The organism is Psychrobacter sp. NPDC077938 (assembly GCF_044542635.1).
In the GTDB taxonomy this organism is placed as follows: Bacteria; Pseudomonadota; Gammaproteobacteria; order Pseudomonadales; family Moraxellaceae; genus Psychrobacter.
Map to the genome: position 1 here is coordinate 231,860 of NZ_JBITUW010000006.1, position 18,354 is coordinate 250,213.

The following is an 18,354-nucleotide window of genomic DNA, read 5'->3' on the forward strand; positions in this document are numbered from 1 at the left end:
TAAGGATTATTTAAACGCCACAATAGAGACGAAGTTCAAAAACTGAAACCATGTCAGATGACGCGCAAACCCAACTTGATCTAACCGTGCATGATGCTCATCTAATGTGTCAGTAATCAGCACATTTTCTAACGCATTACGCTTGCCACTGATTTCCATTTCGGTATAGCCATTGGCACGTTTAAAGTCGTAATAACGCTCTACTAACCACGCATCATATTGCTCATCAAAGGCATGGGTTTTTTCAGTCAGTACCAATATGCCGCCTTCACTCAATGCCGCATAAATTTTCTCTAGTACTGCTACCCTATCAGCAGCTGGCAAAAACTGTAGCGTCAAGTTTAGAATCACCATGTCGCACGGCTCAAGCTCAATATCGCGGATATCTGCTGTGATCACTTCGATGTCATGCTCAGGATAATTCTCACTCAATAACGTCGTAGCTTCGGTTGTCATCGCAGGCGAAATATCAATTGCTTTAATCTGTAAGTCTTGTGGGTCGAACTCACTAGCTAGCGTCATACTGGCTGCACCCAATGAACAGCCCAAGTCATAAACACGACTAACGCGCTGACCACTATCGCTCTGCTGGCGATACTTGCAATGACGACGGGCGAATATAGGCAGCATCGCCAGTACCTGCCCATAACCGGGTACACTGCGGCGAATCATGTCAGGAAAACAAGCCACCACTTGCTCATCAAATGAAAAGCGTGCGGCCTTATCCAGTGGCGTGGTAAACGGTTTATCAAATAGGGTGTCATGTTTGATAGCAGGCTGGGATTGGCTCATGGGACGACTCATTTTTTAGAATAGAACTGAAATTAAGAATTACTTGGTAGTTTTTGCTTGGTAGTTTTGCTTGTCATTATCAGGTGATAAAGAAGTAAGATAGCAAAAGCCCATTATAACATTACTGTTTGTTACTTATCGCCTTTGGCTTGCCTGCTAAGCTGAATAAATAGTGCCAAGGGTAATGAGACGTTTGAAAGAAGCATTGAAAAACGAGAGCATCACTACCAAATATAGCGCTTAACCCATATTTATAATAATAGGAAAAAATTATGCAAACGATCGTATTAGGTGGCGGCTGCTTCTGGTGCACCGAGTCTGTATTTTTATCGGTAAAAGGTGTGCAATCTGTCGTCTCAGGCTACATGGGCGGCGATGCTGTCTCTGCCAATTATGAAGCTGTCTGTAGTGGTACGACTGGTCATGTCGAAGTCATCAAAGTCGAATTTGATGAGTCTATCGTCCCCTTAGAAGTAATACTCGATGTCTTCTTTGCCACGCATGATCCCACCACGATGGATCGTCAAGGCAATGACGTCGGTAGTCAGTATCGCAGCGTGGTCTTTTACACCGAAGACAGTCAAAAACCGACCGTTGATCGTACCATCAATAAGTTACGCAATATGGGTGTCAATGTGGTGACGGAAGTACACCCTGCCGTCGAATTCTATCAAGCAGAAGACTCACATCAAGATTTCTTCAACAGAAATCCAGGACAAGCTTATTGCAACTTTGCAATACCGCCAAAGCTTGCCAAACTGCGTAAAGAATTTAGCAAATATATGGTTAGCTAAATGAGGGTTAGCTAAATTGAATAAAACGTTATTTATTCAAAAGATTTCTTAGCCTAATGTTAGATACCAGCCAAACACTTATACTATAGGTGTTTGGCTTTTTATTAGTTATCCCTTTTATATATCAGATAAAGATTAGAACATTATATATAGAAACTTGCAGATAGAGGATTGCAGTATGAACCCTGAATTTTGGCAAAAACGTTGGCAAGAAGGTCGCATTGGATTCAATCAATCTACGGTCAATCCATTGCTGACTGAGTACTTTAACCGCCTCAATCTAACTGCGGGTAGCCGCATTTTTGTGCCGCTTTGTGGTAAATCTATCGATATGGTTTGGCTAGCGACGCAAGGCTATGACGTGGTGGGCGTTGAGTTGGTCGAAACAGCCGTACAAGAGTTTTTTGCTGAGCAAAACATCCAACCTACTGTCTATCAACAGGCAGACAATCCAGCGATTAAATACTATCAAGGCCAGTTGTCGGGACAGATCATCACTTTATGGGTTGCTGATATCTTTGCACTGACCGCTAAAGATATTGGCTATATTGATGCAGTATATGATAAAGCGGCATTAATCGCCCTACCAGACGATATGCGTGTGAGATATAGTGAGCAAGTGCGGAAACTTAGTAGCGATAACAGTAAAGTTAATGGTGCTAACAATGAAATAACACCTCAGCTTTTACTCACGCTAAATTACGATCAGCGTAAAAAGAATGGACCACCCTTCTCTATTAATAACGAACAACTAGAGCGATATTACGGCGATCACTACCAAATCTATGAGCTAGCAAGCGTGCCTTCTTCTATAGGTTCTGCACCTGATATCACCGTCACAGAACAGGTTTGGCTATTGAGCAATAAATGAACCAAACTCATATAACCTTTAATACACTGCTAAGTCGCAACGGAGAAATTGAATGAAAATGATAGTCAGTCTAATGAGTGTAATTGCAATTCTGTTAGTTGCTCTGGCAGGCCCATTGTATAAGTTTGGCGTTGTAGAATTAGGCACTGCGTTTGCAGGGTTTAAATTTGGGTTATTTGCTGGTATCGCAGCATTGGTATTGTTGGCTATACAGCTATTATTTAAACGCAATACAGCCAGTCTTGGGAGCGCATTAGCCTCAGCCGTATTTGCTGTCGCTGCAATCGCTATCCCGCTCAGCATGATGAATACGGCTAAAAATGTACCGCCTATTCACGATATTTCTACCGATTTGGTGAATCCGCCTGAGTTTGTCGCGACTGCTCCACTACGTGCAGATGCACCAAATCCCGTAGCGTACGCAGGTGCAGAAGTGGCTGAACAACAACGTATTGCCTATCCTGATTTGCAGACATTGACCTATGCTCAGTCAAAGCCTGAATTGGTTGAGGCATCTAACCAAGCCATTGAGAATTTAGGGTGGGAGCTTGTAAATACTGATGTAGACAAAGGCATCATCGAAGCAACAGAGACGACTGCTTGGTTTGGTTTCAAAGATGATGTGATCATTCGTGTGACTGACAACGATAGCGAGCGCTTAGTTGATATTCGCAGTAAGTCACGAGTTGGACAGAGTGATTTGGGCAAAAATGCGGCGCGTATTCATAGCTTTATAGAAGAACTAAATAGTGTGCTAGCCAAATAAACAAGTTCTACCTTCTAAGGAATAGTCCTCGAGTTGAAATACTGTTTAACGCTTTGCATTTTCAGCTCTATGAAATCCTCTTCTAATCTCACGGCAGCGTCAATTTATCGTAACCATTTATAACCTTGGTACTTCGACAGCTTTTCTTTACTGTTTAGATTGGTTACTCTACGTTAATATCACTTTTTGCCTTTCGATAACTATTTTAACGTTTATAGGATATTTTCATGCGTTTGACTCCACTCTCTACTTTGTCGCTGCTTAGTGTTGCTGTCGGCATCAGCCTTGCTACCACTGCTCAAGCCGCGCAGCCGCCAGCACCTGATTTATCCAATAGCGAGTTTCAGCAGTGCTTGGACAATCTAAAAAATTCTAGCAAATTTAGCGGTGTTGATGGTTATACCTTTAATAACTATCGCCCAAGCCAGCCTGATCCTAGTGTCATTCAGTCACTGAATTATCAACCAGAGTTTCAAAAAGACGTCTGGGACTACTTATCAGCATTGGTAGACAAGGAGCGTGTCGAGGACGGTATCCGAGCTAAACGCCAATGGGGCTCGACTCTACGTCAAATCGAATCGCGTTATGGCGTAAAAGCTGAGCATGTGCTCGGTGTCTGGGGCGTAGAGTCTAACTTTGGTCAAACGCTAGGTAAAAAACCATTATTTGAGTCTTTAGCGACATTGTCTTGTTTCGATCGTCGTCAAAGCTATTTCCAAGGTGAGTACGCCAATGCGCTAAAAATTGTGCAAAACGGTGATATCGCACCAAATGATATGACAGGATCATGGGCAGGTGCCTTTGGACAGACGCAGTTTATGCCGAGTACTTTCTTAGAGTTGGCAGTAGATTTCGATGGTGATGGACGTCGCGATTTGGTCAATAGCGTACCTGATGCACTAGCCTCTACCGCAAACTTCTTGGACAATCGCGGCTATCGTACTGGTGAGCCTTGGGGTTATGAAGTCAAACTACCTGATGGGTTCTGGGCTGCTTCTAATCGCAAAGACAAAAAGTCGATAAGCCACTGGCGCGACCAAGGCCTGACATTAGCTAATGGCAGTCCGCTACCGTATGACTTGAGCAGTGCAGGCTTGTTATTACCAGCTGGGATGGAAGGCCCTGCTTTCTTAGTGGGTAAAAACTTCGACACTTTCTACTCTTATAACGCATCAGAAAACTACGCGCTGGCTATCGCACACTTATCAGATCTAATCACTCGCGAAGACAGCAGCAAAACAGACTTTATCACTGCGTGGCCGACCGACGATCCTGGTATCAGCCGCCAGCAGGCCAAAGACATTCAGCAAGCGTTGTTAAATGCCGGTTATGATATCGGTGGTGTAGATGGCATCATCGGAGACAATACTCGTACCGCTATCCAACAATACCAGACTAGTCGCGGTATTTTCCCAGCTGACGGACGCGCAGGCCAGAAGTTCTATCGCGCCATCGTTGGCAATGCAGCGCCGAGTCAAACTCAATACGGCCAGCCTGCAAACAGCCAGCCCCTGAATCCTGCACCTGCCGATCGCATGGGACAATTAATTCAGCGGCAAACGACTGCTCCTAGTAGCTACTCATCTCAGCCATCAGTGAGCCCCTCAACTTCTAGCAATACACGTTATCGCCGCGTTACTGATGCCGATGGCACTATCAAGCTTGTTCGTATAGACCAAGGTTCATAATAGCAAGATAAGTAATGCTATTTAGACGCATCAAAAAAGCCACGCTAATAGTAGCGTGGCTTTTCTATTTATAGATAGTTATTAATAGAACTTATCTAATTGACTCAAAATACGTATCTAAACAATAGGTGGTGGCTTAGGCTGACCATTATCACCATTCCAATTTTCACGAGCTTTGTCGTCTAAATCGGCTGCCGTTTTTGGCTCCCACTTACCATTTTCTTTCCAAGTCGCATCGCCCCAATCTTCATCTTCTGCTTTACTGTCTAAATCTTTGTAGGCTTTGCTAGGATCTATACCGCGGCGTTTCATATCTGCTACTTGCTCTTCTAACGTATGAAACTGATCAGCATCATGCATAGACTTTTCTAGACCATCAATCTCTCTCTTTAGTTCGTCATTTTTAGCATTGCTCATCGTACGCTCTCCCTAATTATTAATATTATAGTTGTCATTCTCAAATAGCCAACGTTGTTAGCATAGTTAACTGACTGACTTCATTATTACGGGTCTGAGGAATATTCACAAGCATTGCACGTATGCTTTGTATTACAAAACGTAGTCGTGATGCCAGAGTGGACGTTTTAGATGGCTATTATTGAGCACGCTAGCGAATAATTACTCGTCTTGTTTATTCGTATTTGAGGTATGATTTTGCAGTAGGTTTTTTGCGTAGAAGGTAAGCTTCCATAGCTCTTGTGATACCCGCGTGCCATAAGTCATCAGTTGTATCCAGTTTGCACCGACTAGCTTACGTTGCAAATTATTGATATCAGCTTGAGAGATTTGGCAGCGTGAGACAGCATGAACGTTTGGCATCTCTTTTTTAATGTCTACTTCCGCTTTAGCGGTAATCAAACGATTGATGGCATTTTGCAAGCCATAGCTCGAAAAAGTAGACGGTATTCTCATGAGTGTCATGAGTATCTCGTGCCACGAGAGTGTGAGTGATCTGGTTACGTCCGTTAGATTGCCACCCTCATAAGCCTGAGCACTATATTGAATCTCAAAAAACTCCGTTAACTCAATTGGCTCACTAACCTTATCCGATATAAAGTCTTCTTCATCAGGACTGTTTTTCTCTACCTCGGTAGTACTAGGTAATACATCGACTGGCTTCTCATACACGACCTTTTTACTAGTAGTATCCTCTTCATCATTCGCTCTGACCCAGCCACCTACCATTTTGTTATTGGCGACGGCATTATAATGAGCCTGTACTAGCAATGGCTCAATATCTTCTTCCGTATCATAGTAATGTAGTTGATTATCTTGCTTGGTGACTAACTTAATAAATTCTTGAAGTTGTCGGCTGATGACGGCGTCTTGAGAGTGGTTTTTGACCAGAACAATTAGCGGCTTAAGCTTCGCTTTGGCATTTAGATAACTTAAGTGCATTTGGCTAACGCCGTTTTTTTGCACAGTTCCGTAGCTGTCACCAACGATCATGACTGCGTAATCACAAGAGTCAATACACTGGCGCCCATAAAAAGAGGCTTTAGATAATTTACTAGAAACATCATAGGTCAGAAATGCGCGTGCCTGAAAAAATATCGCTAAGCTGTCTAGAACCAACAACTGGTCGTTGTCAGCGCATATAATATGAATATGATAGCGACGATTCGGCACAATTACCTCTAAGCGTAGGTCGTGACATAAAAAGGATAGGATGTAAAATAGAACACAAAAATCTTGTCTTGCTCAGCCTAGCATACTCTTGGCTTGAAAAGATGCACTCAATTTATTTTAACTGAGTCAGCGTTGCATACAGCGTATTGATATCACTAGCTTTGATGATAACTAGTGAGAGTAGTATTGCAATGCCATTTCTGTACCGAGTAAGCGCTCAACTAAAGCGCATAGTCTATCACTATATTTAGTGGCGTGAAAAGTTAATGGCGGTCTAGTAATGGTATTTTTATTACTAGTTTTTTGTGACAGATTTTCTCGTTTTTCACTCATCAATGATGCAGACAAGTTGTTTGCAATCAATAGCTGTCTAACCCGTTCAGCAATCGCTTGACCAGAATCAATGACTTGTATTGATAGCTGCTGCTGCACAATCTCATCTAACAAGAATGTCTTAAAAAATGGATAATGCGTACATCCCAGCACCAACTGATCGACACCTTCATTAGCAAATACTCGTATCTGTTGACGTAATCTTTCAGCTGTCTCGTCTTGTTCTGACATACCTGCTTCTACCCAAGGAACCAATTGCGGATCAAAATACTTAGTGACTACTGTGTTATTAGGTTTAGCAAAATTGACAATGACATCGTTTAGCAAGGTGCCATTCAAAGTCGCTTTGGTTGCTAGCACCGCTACATGAGCACTCTTACTGGCCAATACTGCAGGCTTTAATGCAGGGACAAGTCCCACAATAGGTATATGTGGATAGCAGCGTCGGGCAGTATCTAGCGCATATGCTGAGGCACTGTTGCAAGCAATAACAATCAGCTTACAGCCTTGCTGATGTAACCACTCTACAGCCTTTAGCGTTAGTGCTTCAATATCTTCGCTATCACGATTACCATAAGGTACATTTAGCGTATCGGCATAATATACATAACGCTCAGTAGGCAGCTGCTGTGCTAAATGCAAATAAACAGACAAACCGCCAACACCAGAATCAAACACGCCAATGGGCGCGCTACGGTTTTTATCGCTTACAACTGTATTACCAGCATGTTTATTGACATCTACTAGATCAATAGCTTTGAGACTCTGATCAACAGATATATCGACACACGGTCTGAGTTTTTCGACTGTCTGGTTTTTGATATCCATTTTTATGCTAATGCCATTATTATATTACTCATCAATCTCATTACCCTATTAAATGCGCTATATATATTGCGTGTATGGCGTTACTCTACATCGGCTCTCTATCGACTACCTTTATACGATAATAATTTTTCAACCCAATAGATAATCAAGCGACATTATAAAATTATAGCATTCATCGGCGTACAGCAATTAATAGATAAACATAATACTTAATCAGTAGGCATCGATAACGAATAAGACTGACCACCACTCTGTAGCGTCAATATCGTCTTGCCATTGTCTTCTGATAACGCTCCAATTTCAGTTAGGTGATAAAAAGTATTACGCCCGATAAGTGCGGTTAATCCATTTCTAACTATCATGTAAGGGCGTACCTGTTCTGTAGACGCTAATTCCTGAGAATCTGCAACATCGTCAGCTGTACTCACTTGATTCGCTTGATCGCTTTCACTAAAGTCACTGTTATTAAAGTCGCTGTTATTAAAGTCGCTGTCATTAGAATCGCTCTTATTAGAATTATACGCCTTTAATACAATCGAATGCTCATCGTCTAAGCGAACCACATCTCCTGTCGTCGTTGTAAACTCCAACCAACTCATATCATCTTCATTGACAATACCGACATCATTAATAAGAAGTGGTGCATCTTCAACTTGGATACGGATTTTCTGTACAGGGGTCTTTAAAAAGTACTCAGTAGTGCCATTATTTTCTTCTTTCCATAGTATCGTGGCAAACAAGCTGACCAATGACTCACGGGTCATTTGACCGCCTTCATGCCACCACTCTCCGTTTGCCTTGATAGTCAAATCCATATCAGCAATATCTTCAGGATGCCATTTTTCAAGTGGTGGTATCGCACGCCCTTCGCGAGTGCCTTTCGTAGACTTAATATACTGGCTTAGTGCATCCAAATTATCTAAGCTATCTAGGCTAGAAGTCTTACTGATCGGGGCTTCCGCTATTCTTTCATTGCTGTCTTCAGTACTGTTATTATCGTTATTCATTATTAATTCCTTTATTTAGTATTCAAAGTTTGGCTTATCTATTATTACTATAAATTTTTGTTTCAGGTATGATGAAACTTTATCGTTATAACAACCTCATTTTCTTAACATTACCTTAGCATCGATACTCATAAATGCGTATCGTGTTTGTAGGACTTTTCTTTTATAATGAGTAACGATTTTTTATTGAAATGGTCAAGTGGGTGTTGTATTGATGACACATCTTACGTTATGCGTTGATATCCTTAGATAAATTGGTATTAACCATGACGGGTCAATTGATGCCGCAAAGACAGTTTTATCGGGCAGCCATATGTCTGAGTGACGTTAGCGCCGCAAGTCTATTATTCAGTTGTTAAGCTAATGATGCCCTGAGATAAGCCACTAAAAGTTTAGGAGTAGGTATGCAAGAGCAAGACAATCAAACGCCAGTTATCGATGGTAATACTGTGAATGCTGACGCACCAGTAGCGACAGAGACCGCAACGCTAGATAAAGCAGAACCAGTCGTAGCGCCAGTTGCCGCGGAACCTGAAGTCGAACGCGAATCAATGGAGTTCGATGTCATCATCGTTGGTGGTGGACCTGCAGGTCTGTCTGCTGCCATACGTTTGCGCCAGCTCGCTATTGAAGCTGGTAATGATGAGTTTATGGTTTGTGTGGTCGAAAAAGGCTCTGAGTTTGGTGCCCATACGTTGTCTGGCGCAGTCATCGAGCCACGCGCTCTAAATGAGCTAATCCCTGACTGGAAAGAAAAAGGCGCACCGCTTAACGTGCCAGCGACAGAAGATCGTTTCTATTATTTGAACTCTGCCACACGCTCAACTAAAGTGCCTGACTCTTTGATTCCAGGTCCGATGCATAACGACGGCAACTATATTGTCTCGCTAGGTAATGTCGTTCGTTGGTTAGCCGTACAGGCAGAAGAGCTTGAAGTTATGATGTTCCCAGGCTTCCCTGCCGATGACATCTTATACAATGACGACGGTTCGGTCAGAGGTGTGTTAACGGGTGATATGGGTGTGGCCGCCAATGGTGAAGCCAAGCCAAGTTTTGAGCCTGGTTATGAGCTCCTTGCCAAATATACTATTTTTGCCGAAGGTAGCCGTGGGCATTTAGGCAAACGCTTAATCAGCCGTTTTGATCTAGATAAAGACTCTGATCCTCAGCATTATGGTATCGGTCTAAAAGAGCTATGGGAAGTTGAGCCTGAAAAGCATGAGCAAGGCGTTGTTATGCATGGTCTTGGCTGGCCATTGACTGAAACTGGCTCTACTGGTGGCTGGTGGTTATACTTTGATGAAAACAATCAAGTAAGCTTTGGTCTTGTGGCTGATTTGTCTTACCACAATCCTTACATGTCTCCATTTGATGAAATGCAGCGCTTGAAAACGCACCCTGTTATCAAAAATGTTTTAGAAGGCGGTAAGCGTATTTCTTACGGTGCACGTGCGTTGACCAAAGGTGGTCTAAACTCATTACCGAAGTTCACCTTCCCGGGTGGCGTGTTGGTAGGTGATGACGCTGGTTTCTTAAACCCAGCAAAAATCAAAGGCACGCATACCTCGATGAAGTCAGGTATGCTCGCAGCCGAAGCTATTTTTGAGGCGCTGCAAGCTGACCGTCAGCATGATGAAGTGGTTGCTTATAGCACAATGTACAAAGAGTCATGGTTGTATCAAGATAACTATGAGTCGCGCAACTTCTCACCTGCGATTCACCGTATGGGTCTGTTCATGGGCGGCGCTTTCACCTTTATCGAGCACAACTTGCTAAAAGGTAAAATGCCATTCACTTTACATGACAATATCCCAGATTACGATCAGTTGGAGCGTGCTAATCATGCTTATCAACCAACCTATCTTAAGCCTGATGGTAAGTTAGTATTTGATAAATTGTCGTCGGTATTTATCTCTAACACCAACCATGCAGAAGATCAGCCAACGCATCTAAAACTTACTGATCCAACGGTACCTATTTCAATCAACTTACCGTTGTACGCTGAGCCTGCACGTTTATACTGCCCAGCGGGTGTATACGAAGTGGTCAAAGACGCTGAAGGCGCTAAGTTTGTCATCAATGCGCAGAACTGTGTGCATTGTAAGACCTGTGATATCAAAGACCCTTCACAGAACATCACCTGGGTAACGCCAGAAGGTGGCGGTGGTCCTAACTATCCAAACATGTAAATCAGGATAATTCTGATTTGAGCTGGTACAGTTAATATCATTAAAACTGCGCTCCAATAAAAACCGCCCTTCTCTTCGTAAGAGAAAGGCGGTTTTTTAATGCTTAGAACAAGCAACTTTTACCAATCAATGCTACTTAGTCTGTCCAAGCGTCACGGTTGGCTTCATCTCTGAGTTTTACAAAGTTATCAGGATCAAACTTAATCTGATCGCCTGTTTTACCCTCTTTTACCTGACGCTCATAGTCACGTAGTATTCTTAACGCAACAGGAGACAAGAGCAAAATAGCCACTAAGTTGACCAAGGCCATTAGACCCATAGATAAGTCAGCGAAGTTCCATATAGCAGGTAGGCTAGCAACAGAGCCAATAAATACCATACCTAATACTAGGAAGCGGAAAATCATGATCATCACTTTGGCGTTTTTGGCACCAGAGATAAACTCAAGATTTGACTCACCGTAGCTGTAGTTGGCGATGATAGACGTAAATGAGAAGAAGAAAATCGCAATCGCCACAAACACCACACCTAGGTCACCGACATACTGTGATAAAGCTAGCTGAGTTAACTGAATACCTTCTTGCTCGATATTAGGATCGACCACACCAGACAAGATAATAATCGACGCCGTCGCGGTACAAATGATAAGGGTATCCATAAATACACCTAGCATCTGCATAAAACCCTGCACTGCTGGATGATCAGGATGACTCTTTGCCGTTGCTGCAGCATTCGGCGCTGAACCCATACCTGCTTCGTTAGAGAACAAACCACGTTTGATACCGTTAATCATTGCCTGCGCAATACCATAACCGATGACACCGCCTGCCGCCTGCTCAAAACCAAATGCTGATTTTACAATCAACGCGATCGCCGCTGGGAATTGACTAAAGTTAGTCACGATAATGAATAGCGCTAGCAAGATGTACAAGATGGCCATCACTGGTACGATTTTACCCGCGATACGAGCTACTGAGCGCAAACCACCGAATACCACTGGCGCTACCAGTACTACCAATACCAAACCTGTCATCCACGTTGGCACACCAAAGGCTTCATTAGTCGCTTGAGCGATGGTGTTGGATTGTACGCCATTGAACGCCAAGCCAAAGGCCACTAACAAACATAATGAGAAAAACACGGCAAGCCAGCGTTTGCCTAGACCTTTTTCGATATAATAAGCTGGGCCACCGCGGTACACATTATCGTTGTGCGGTACTTTATATGCCTGTGCTAAGGTTGACTCGATAAAGCTGGTCGACATACCGACCAGTGCCGTCATCCACATCCAGAATACAGCACCTGGTCCACCCAAATAGATGGCAATTGCCACACCTGCCAAGTTACCAGTACCAACACGTGCGGCCAGCGACGTCATCAATGCTTCAAATGAGCTGATACCACCATCTTTGCGTCCTTGATTGGACACGCGTAGCAACTTCCACATATGACCAAAATGACGAAACTGAATAAAACGTGTCACGACGGTGAAGTAAAGACCCGCACCAATTAGTAAGAACATCAGTAATCCATACCAAGGGTTGCTAGCAATCAGCCAGTCATTGTTACCCCAGATAATACCGACACCATAATTTACGATGTTATTAAACCAACCTACTATCCCTTCGTTCATATGGGCTCCTTATTCATTCTTTATACGCGTTACTTAAGTTTCATATCGATATCATATTTTGATGGCGATGGACTATATAAGCCTCTGTGCAAAATACCTGATACCAAAAAGACACGTGCATGATATAGATATTGAGCGACATGTGACCATCACGTTTACTTATCGACTTCATATAATTATTTTTAAAATAAATAATGCTTATGTTTCAGCTTATATAGAATAGATTAAGTGATAATTTAATCGCACAAATTACACGGTTGCCGTACCGTTTCCGTAACGTTAGGTTTTTTAATGAATGCCAAACAAACTAATTGTTAGTAATTTAATTATTACTCATGCGCAGTAGTTTGCAATTATATTTATTAAACCGTGCTAATATAAATTCTATATCCGTTTAGCCTGTTTTACGGTTATCGAAACTATTAAGCAGTACAAGAAGCTATCAAGCTGTACAATAGGTTAGCGCGTTAAAAAGATTAAAACTCTTGTCAGGAAGACGAGATTGTTAAAAAGACACTGGATAGTCCACCCTTCTGTCTTCCTCAAGAAACGTTATTTTTGCCATTCGATGGTTTAAGTCAATGCGATGCTTAAATAGTTAACTACTTTTATTTGAAGTAAAGAACTACCGAGCATTAAACGTACTATCACGCATCATCGTTTTCACTATATAAAGCAGTACCTGATTATTTTTTATCCTTCTGTTGTAAGAAATAATCGCAGTTCTTTTTATATTGTTGGTATTTTTTAGGGAAGACAAAAGGAGTTGTCCTATGAAAGATCATAACGATCCATCCGGTTATTGGCGTGCCAATGTCCGTCTCATCTTAGGTAGCCTAGTAGTTTGGGCACTATGTTCTTATGGTTTTGCTATTTTATTGCGTCCTCTTTTAGCCGGCATCAAAGTCGGCGGCACTGACTTGGGCTTTTGGTTTGCTCAGCAAGGCTCTATAGGAGTGTTTATCATTTTAATTTTCTTCTACGCATGGCGTATGAATAAGTTAGATAAACAATATGGCGTAGATGAGGAATAGACCATGAGTCAGTATTTAGTTAATATTATTTTCGTAGGCCTATCTTTCGCTCTGTATTTTGGTATTGCGATTTGGGCTCGGGCTGGGACAACCAGTGAATTCTATGTGGCGGGCGGCGGTGTACATCCAGTAGTTAACGGTATGGCGACAGCTGCTGACTGGATGAGTGCGGCATCTTTTATTTCTATGGCAGGTTTGCTTGCTGCTGGCGGTTATGGCGCATCAACCTATTTGATGGGTTGGACAGGTGGTTATGTACTACTAGCCATGCTACTGGCGCCTTACTTACGTAAATTTGGCAAGTTCACGGTGCCGGATTTTATTGGAGATCGCTTTTATTCAAAAACGGCTGCAATGATTGCCGTGGTTTGTTTGATTATTGCCTCTACCACGTACGTTATCGGTCAGATGACAGGTGCTGGGGTCGCATTTTCACGCTTCTTAGAAGTAGATAACAACACAGGTCTTATTATTGCTGCGGTTGTTGTATTCTTTTACGCAGTTCTTGGCGGTATGAAAGGGATTACCTACACGCAGGTTGCGCAGTATGTGGTTCTGATGATTGCTTATACCATTCCTGCTGTCTTTATTTCACTTGAATTAACCGGCAATCCAATTCCAGGTTTGGGCCTATTTTCAAACCATATCGAATCTGGTGTGCCTATCCTAACCAAGCTTGATCAAGTCGTGACCGATTTGGGATTCACAGCGTATACGGCTGACGTACCTAACAAGCTAAACATGGTGCTGTTCACCTTATCACTTATGATTGGTACGGCTGGTCTACCTCACGTTATTATTCGCTTTTTCACAGTTCCTAAAGTTGCCGATGCACGTTGGACGGCTGGTTGGACATTAGTATTTATCTCACTATTGTACTTCACAGCACCTGCTGTTGGCGCAATGGCACGTTTAAACCTGATTGATACTATCTACCCACAAGGTGTTGCAGAGCCTGCCATCGACTATGATCAACGTCCAGACTGGATGAGAACTTGGGAAGATACTGGCCTGATCAAATATACTGACCTTAATAACGATGGTCGTATTCAGATGTACAACGATAGTGGACTGGGCGCTGCAGAAGTAGCACTGACCAATGCACAGACTGAAGGCGGTGATGTAGGCGCTGCAACAACTGCGGTTGAAACAGCACGTGCTGCACATGACCTAGAACTTGATGGCCGCTTTGCAGATGCAGGCTGGGCTGGTAACGAGCTCGACGTCAATGCTGATATCTTGGTATTGGCTAACCCAGAGATTGCACAACTGCCATCTTGGGTAATTGGTTTGATCGCTGCAGGTGGTCTAGCCGCTGCATTATCAACTGCTGCTGGCCTATTGCTCGCTATCTCGTCAGCGATTAGTCATGATTTAATCAAACGAAACCTCAATCCAAACATTACTGATAAAGGAGAGCTCAAGGTCGCACGTATCACGATGGGTATTGCGATTGTGGTTGCTACTTATTTAGGTATGAATCCACCAGGGTTTGCGGCACAGGTAGTTGCATTGGCATTTGGTATCGCTGGTGCGTCCCTCTTCCCTGCACTAATGATGGGTATTTTCTCAAAACGTATCAACAACCTTGGCGCTATCGCCGGTATGTTGACAGGTTTGATTAGTATCTTGGTTTACATCTTCGTCTTCAAAGGTTGGTTCTTCATCAGCGGTACTGCCAACTTCCCTGATACAGCAGAGTACTGGCTATTTGGTATCTCACCACTATCATTCGGTGTGATTGGTGCCCTGCTTAACTTTATCGTTGCATTCATTGTTTCTTATGCAACCAAAGCGCCACCGCTACACATTCAAGAGTTGGTTGAAAGCGTTCGCTCACCACGCGGTGCAGGCGGTGCGGTCGACCATTAATCTGACGAATGATGATATGTCTTCTGTTACTATACATCACTCACTGGCAGCCACTGCTGGTGAGTGATTTTTTATCTAATACTTATTAAAATAATAGTTAGATGATGGTTTTGCTTTGTCCAATTGAACATACCTGACTAAAAGTGCCTAGCGCATTAAGGAATATTTTATGCTTTTTGAGTTTATCGCTACCATAGCTGCTGCATTTGGCATGGCTGGACTAGCACTTATCATAACTCACCTCTGTAAACTGTCAGGTAAGCGCGCGCCAAAGTGGCTGATCCCGCTATTTGCTGCGATTGGTATTTTTGGGTTTCAGGTACATCAAGAATACAACTGGTACGGTCAGCAAGTCCGTCAGCTGCCAGATGGTGTTGAGGTCATAAAAACTGCCGAAAGTACAGAATGGTTTCGTCCGTGGTCTTATATCAAACCACAAATATTACGTTTTATCGCTGCCGATACGGGAAATGCTAGCATGCATGCTGACAATCCAGACATGCACTTAGTTAATTTGTATTTGTTTGAAAGACGCAGAAGCGTGCAGAAGATTTTACAGGTAATAGACTGCACTACTCCTGCACGAGCGGACTATGTGATACCAGAAAAAGGTAGCACACTGACGGTGGATGAACATGTTAAACAGACCACTGCATGGCGAGAGCTGACTACAGATGATCCTTTATTTATCAAAATCTGTACTGATGAAAGCGTCTGATCCAATAATGCTTAGTATGATAATGCTGGTTCATGAAATACTGACATCCAGTTGCGTTTAATAGCGTTGAGAAGCGGCTGAATAAGTATGCTTTGAATTGGCGCCCAGCAATAGCCCCGCACACAAACCACCAAAATGTGCCGCAAACGAGATACCTTGTTGCGGCATCAATCCTTGCTTAATGGTCAGCCAATAACCAGTTCCCATGACGATACAAGCAATCAGATAACCCCAGCGCCGCGCAAATATAGCTCCGCCTATCATATAACCTAACATTGCAAAACAAAGCCCTGATGCGCCAATATGGATAGAAGATGGCGACCCGATAATCCAAGTGACCAGTCCTGAGGCGACCACCAGTTTAATCACTGTGCGATAAGCATTCTTCTCAAACAGTCCAAACAAAAACAAAATCTGCAATAGCGTCACCGTATTGCCAGTCAAATGCGACAAATTGCCATGCATGGTCCACGAAGCAAATACCCCTATCATACTACCCACATCCAAAGCACGTGGCACGATACCAAAGATATTCCACATACCAAATAAGGCCACTTTATTTAGAAAAAACATACCCCACATCGGTATAAGCACAAAAGCATACAGTCCGATGACCTGCTTTATTCGTACGACAATTAAGTGAAGCAATTGCTGCCAATTCATATACCAACCTATCCTTATTATCTAGATTTTTTATGCCTATTTAATGATTTACAGCAAACAATGGGTGCACAGCAGGTTTGAACGATAATAGTGATGCATCTTCATCAGCCGTGAGATAGTTATCACCATGCAATAATGACGTCGAATGATAAGGAACCAAGGCCGTAGGAATAAAACGACGTGCTGCGTCGATATGCTTGATGGAATCATCAAAGAAGATATGTGGTGCAAATGTTCTGAGTACTGCTGTTTTCTCTAATCCTCCCAAAAAAAACGCCATATCAACATTCACGCCCCATTCTCGTAGTGTCTTGATAGCACGTAAGTCAGCTGGTGCATTACGCGCGGTCACCAGCGCAATTTTTACTGGTGAGTATTTAAGACCAGCAGGGAGGCGCTCTTGCAGATTTGATAATTTAATCAATAATTCAGCATAAGGGCCTTTTTCAATCGGCAAATCACGCATTTGTACTTCACGATCATGAAAAGCTCGTAGCCCTTTTTGTTTGTATAGCAGTTCACCTGAATCATCAAAAAGCACCGCATCCCCATCAAAGGCAATGCGCAGCTGCTCAGTATCCAATTCATAAGTATTGACAGGCGTCGCATCTAATATGGCACAGGCACAGATATTGGCATCCGCAACTTGCTGGGCATCGTCGCGATTGGTGGTCAAGAACAGATCAACATTAAAGTCTTTGATATAAGGCGCAACAGGGCTACCTGAAATAAAAGCAGAACGGGAGATATTGATATCATGTTCTAGAATTGCATTAAGCACCTGAATACCAGTGTCTGGGCTGCTTTTTGAGACAATCACGACTTCGACCAATGGTGTTTCAATGTCTGAATCTCGTCCATCACTATTATCAGAATACTTATTTAGGTTTAGTAACGCTTTAATCAGCGGATAACCTGCACCGATATTCAAGGAATCATTTTCACGCTCGGTCATGTACTCCCTAAATTCTTTTATAGCACTTGTAGGTCGTTGCTCTAGCAGCTCTAGCAAATAGTTTTCTGACTCAGTCAAATCAAAAAGTGCCGTCGCAGAAATTGCGACGATGAGCGTATTACTAAAATCGACAGCCATGACTATCTCTACTTATAAGGTTATATAGGAAAATGAATGAAAACCAGTTTACTACATTCATAAGCCTTTATAACACTAAGAAAAGTTACCATCACGCAGCATCGCAAATTGTAAGTTTCTAAAATATCCTTCTCTTCATTCTTGGAAAAAGTATTAGCCAATAAAAAAGCCACACTGCTTTATTAGCAATATGGCTTCATACAATAACTCTATAAGCTATGGTTTAAGTTTAGGTTCAGCCTACCCCAATAGCACAAGCGAGATCGCAGGGAACATCACCAAAATAACCAAACGAATCACATCAGAGACAATGAATGGTGCCACCCCACGGAACATATCGCTCAGCTTGATGTGCGGTGCCATCGCCTTAATCACAAAGATATTCATCCCCATCGGCGGCGTAATCAAACCAAGCTCCACCGTCAATACCGCAATGATGCCAAA

General features: G+C 42.8%; 17 protein-coding genes. 8 read left to right on the plus strand and 9 right to left on the minus strand.

Going from position 1 to position 18,354, the window contains the following annotated elements; genetic code table 11:
- Positions 1-6: 6 nt before the first annotated feature.
- Entirely contained in the window at positions 7-804 is a 798-nt protein-coding gene (cmoA, locus tag ACIGBM_RS11595) for a carboxy-S-adenosyl-L-methionine synthase CmoA (protein ID WP_397477846.1), read from the minus strand.
- 260 nt (positions 805-1,064) lie between these two features.
- Between cmoA and msrA the strand changes: the two genes are divergently transcribed.
- From msrA to ACIGBM_RS11615, 4 genes are all read left to right on the plus strand, one after another.
- On the plus strand, positions 1,065-1,586 hold the full coding sequence (gene msrA, locus ACIGBM_RS11600) for a peptide-methionine (S)-S-oxide reductase MsrA (RefSeq protein WP_397477847.1): 522 nt from the start codon (positions 1,065-1,067) through the stop codon (positions 1,584-1,586).
- Positions 1,587-1,764: 178 nt separating this feature from the next.
- Positions 1,765-2,457: a thiopurine S-methyltransferase gene (tmpT, locus tag ACIGBM_RS11605; protein WP_397477848.1), complete on the plus strand. Its 693-nt coding sequence runs from the start codon at positions 1,765-1,767 to the stop codon at positions 2,455-2,457.
- Positions 2,458-2,509: 52 nt separating this feature from the next.
- Positions 2,510-3,223 (plus strand): DUF1499 domain-containing protein, encoded by a 714-nt coding sequence (locus ACIGBM_RS11610; RefSeq protein ID WP_397477849.1) that lies wholly within the window; start codon positions 2,510-2,512, stop codon positions 3,221-3,223.
- Positions 3,224-3,450: 227 nt separating this feature from the next.
- A complete protein-coding gene (locus tag ACIGBM_RS11615) occupies positions 3,451-4,911 on the plus strand; it encodes a lytic murein transglycosylase (RefSeq protein ID WP_397477850.1) in 1,461 nt (486 codons plus the stop codon).
- A gap of 117 nt (positions 4,912-5,028) precedes the next feature.
- On the opposite strand, the gene ACIGBM_RS11620 is transcribed toward ACIGBM_RS11615, so the two are convergent.
- From ACIGBM_RS11620 to ACIGBM_RS11635, 4 genes are all read right to left on the minus strand, one after another.
- Complete coding sequence (locus tag ACIGBM_RS11620; protein WP_057761845.1) at positions 5,029-5,328, minus strand: hypothetical protein; 300 nt, start codon at positions 5,326-5,328, stop codon at positions 5,029-5,031.
- Positions 5,329-5,529: 201 nt separating this feature from the next.
- The gene (locus ACIGBM_RS11625; RefSeq protein ID WP_397477851.1) at positions 5,530-6,540 is read right to left on the minus strand and encodes a DUF4062 domain-containing protein; all 1,011 of its coding nucleotides are present in this window, start codon (positions 6,538-6,540) and stop codon (positions 5,530-5,532) included.
- Positions 6,541-6,711: 171 nt separating this feature from the next.
- Entirely contained in the window at positions 6,712-7,701 is a 990-nt protein-coding gene (gene murI, locus ACIGBM_RS11630; protein ID WP_101205301.1) for a glutamate racemase, read from the minus strand.
- Positions 7,702-7,910: 209 nt separating this feature from the next.
- The gene (locus ACIGBM_RS11635; protein WP_397477852.1) at positions 7,911-8,708 is read right to left on the minus strand and encodes a DUF1285 domain-containing protein; all 798 of its coding nucleotides are present in this window, start codon (positions 8,706-8,708) and stop codon (positions 7,911-7,913) included.
- A gap of 551 nt (positions 8,709-9,259) precedes the next feature.
- Here ACIGBM_RS11635 and ACIGBM_RS11640 point away from each other — a divergent pair.
- The gene (locus ACIGBM_RS11640) at positions 9,260-10,897 is read left to right on the plus strand and encodes an electron transfer flavoprotein-ubiquinone oxidoreductase (RefSeq protein ID WP_057762658.1); all 1,638 of its coding nucleotides are present in this window, start codon (positions 9,260-9,262) and stop codon (positions 10,895-10,897) included.
- 136 nt (positions 10,898-11,033) lie between these two features.
- Here the strand turns inward: ACIGBM_RS11640 and ACIGBM_RS11645 are convergent, their stop codons facing one another.
- A complete protein-coding gene (locus ACIGBM_RS11645; RefSeq protein ID WP_101205299.1) occupies positions 11,034-12,530 on the minus strand; it encodes a sodium:alanine symporter family protein in 1,497 nt (498 codons plus the stop codon).
- 773 nt (positions 12,531-13,303) lie between these two features.
- Here ACIGBM_RS11645 and ACIGBM_RS11650 point away from each other — a divergent pair.
- The 3 genes from ACIGBM_RS11650 to ACIGBM_RS11660 all read left to right on the plus strand — a co-directional run bounded on the left by ACIGBM_RS11650 (position 13,304) and on the right by ACIGBM_RS11660 (position 16,154).
- Positions 13,304-13,564, plus strand: coding sequence for a DUF4212 domain-containing protein (locus tag ACIGBM_RS11650; protein ID WP_057761855.1), 261 nt, complete (start codon positions 13,304-13,306; stop codon positions 13,562-13,564).
- Positions 13,565-13,567: 3 nt separating this feature from the next.
- Positions 13,568-15,436, plus strand: a complete 1,869-nt coding sequence (locus tag ACIGBM_RS11655) for a sodium:solute symporter family protein (RefSeq protein ID WP_057761858.1) — start codon at positions 13,568-13,570, stop codon at positions 15,434-15,436.
- A gap of 169 nt (positions 15,437-15,605) precedes the next feature.
- Positions 15,606-16,154, plus strand: coding sequence for a hypothetical protein (locus ACIGBM_RS11660; RefSeq protein ID WP_397477853.1), 549 nt, complete (start codon positions 15,606-15,608; stop codon positions 16,152-16,154).
- Between the two features lie 57 nt (positions 16,155-16,211).
- Here ACIGBM_RS11660 and ACIGBM_RS11665 read toward each other — a convergent pair whose 3' ends face one another.
- The 3 genes from ACIGBM_RS11665 to ACIGBM_RS11675 form a co-directional block, all read right to left on the minus strand.
- On the minus strand, positions 16,212-16,817 hold the full coding sequence (locus ACIGBM_RS11665) for a rhomboid family intramembrane serine protease (RefSeq protein ID WP_397477854.1): 606 nt from the start codon (positions 16,815-16,817) through the stop codon (positions 16,212-16,214).
- 40 nt (positions 16,818-16,857) lie between these two features.
- On the minus strand, positions 16,858-17,910 hold the full coding sequence (locus ACIGBM_RS11670; protein ID WP_397477855.1) for a 5'-nucleotidase: 1,053 nt from the start codon (positions 17,908-17,910) through the stop codon (positions 16,858-16,860).
- Between the two features lie 240 nt (positions 17,911-18,150).
- On the minus strand, positions 18,151-18,354 hold a 204-nt coding region (locus ACIGBM_RS11675; RefSeq protein WP_397477558.1), incomplete at its 5' end, for a TRAP transporter large permease subunit.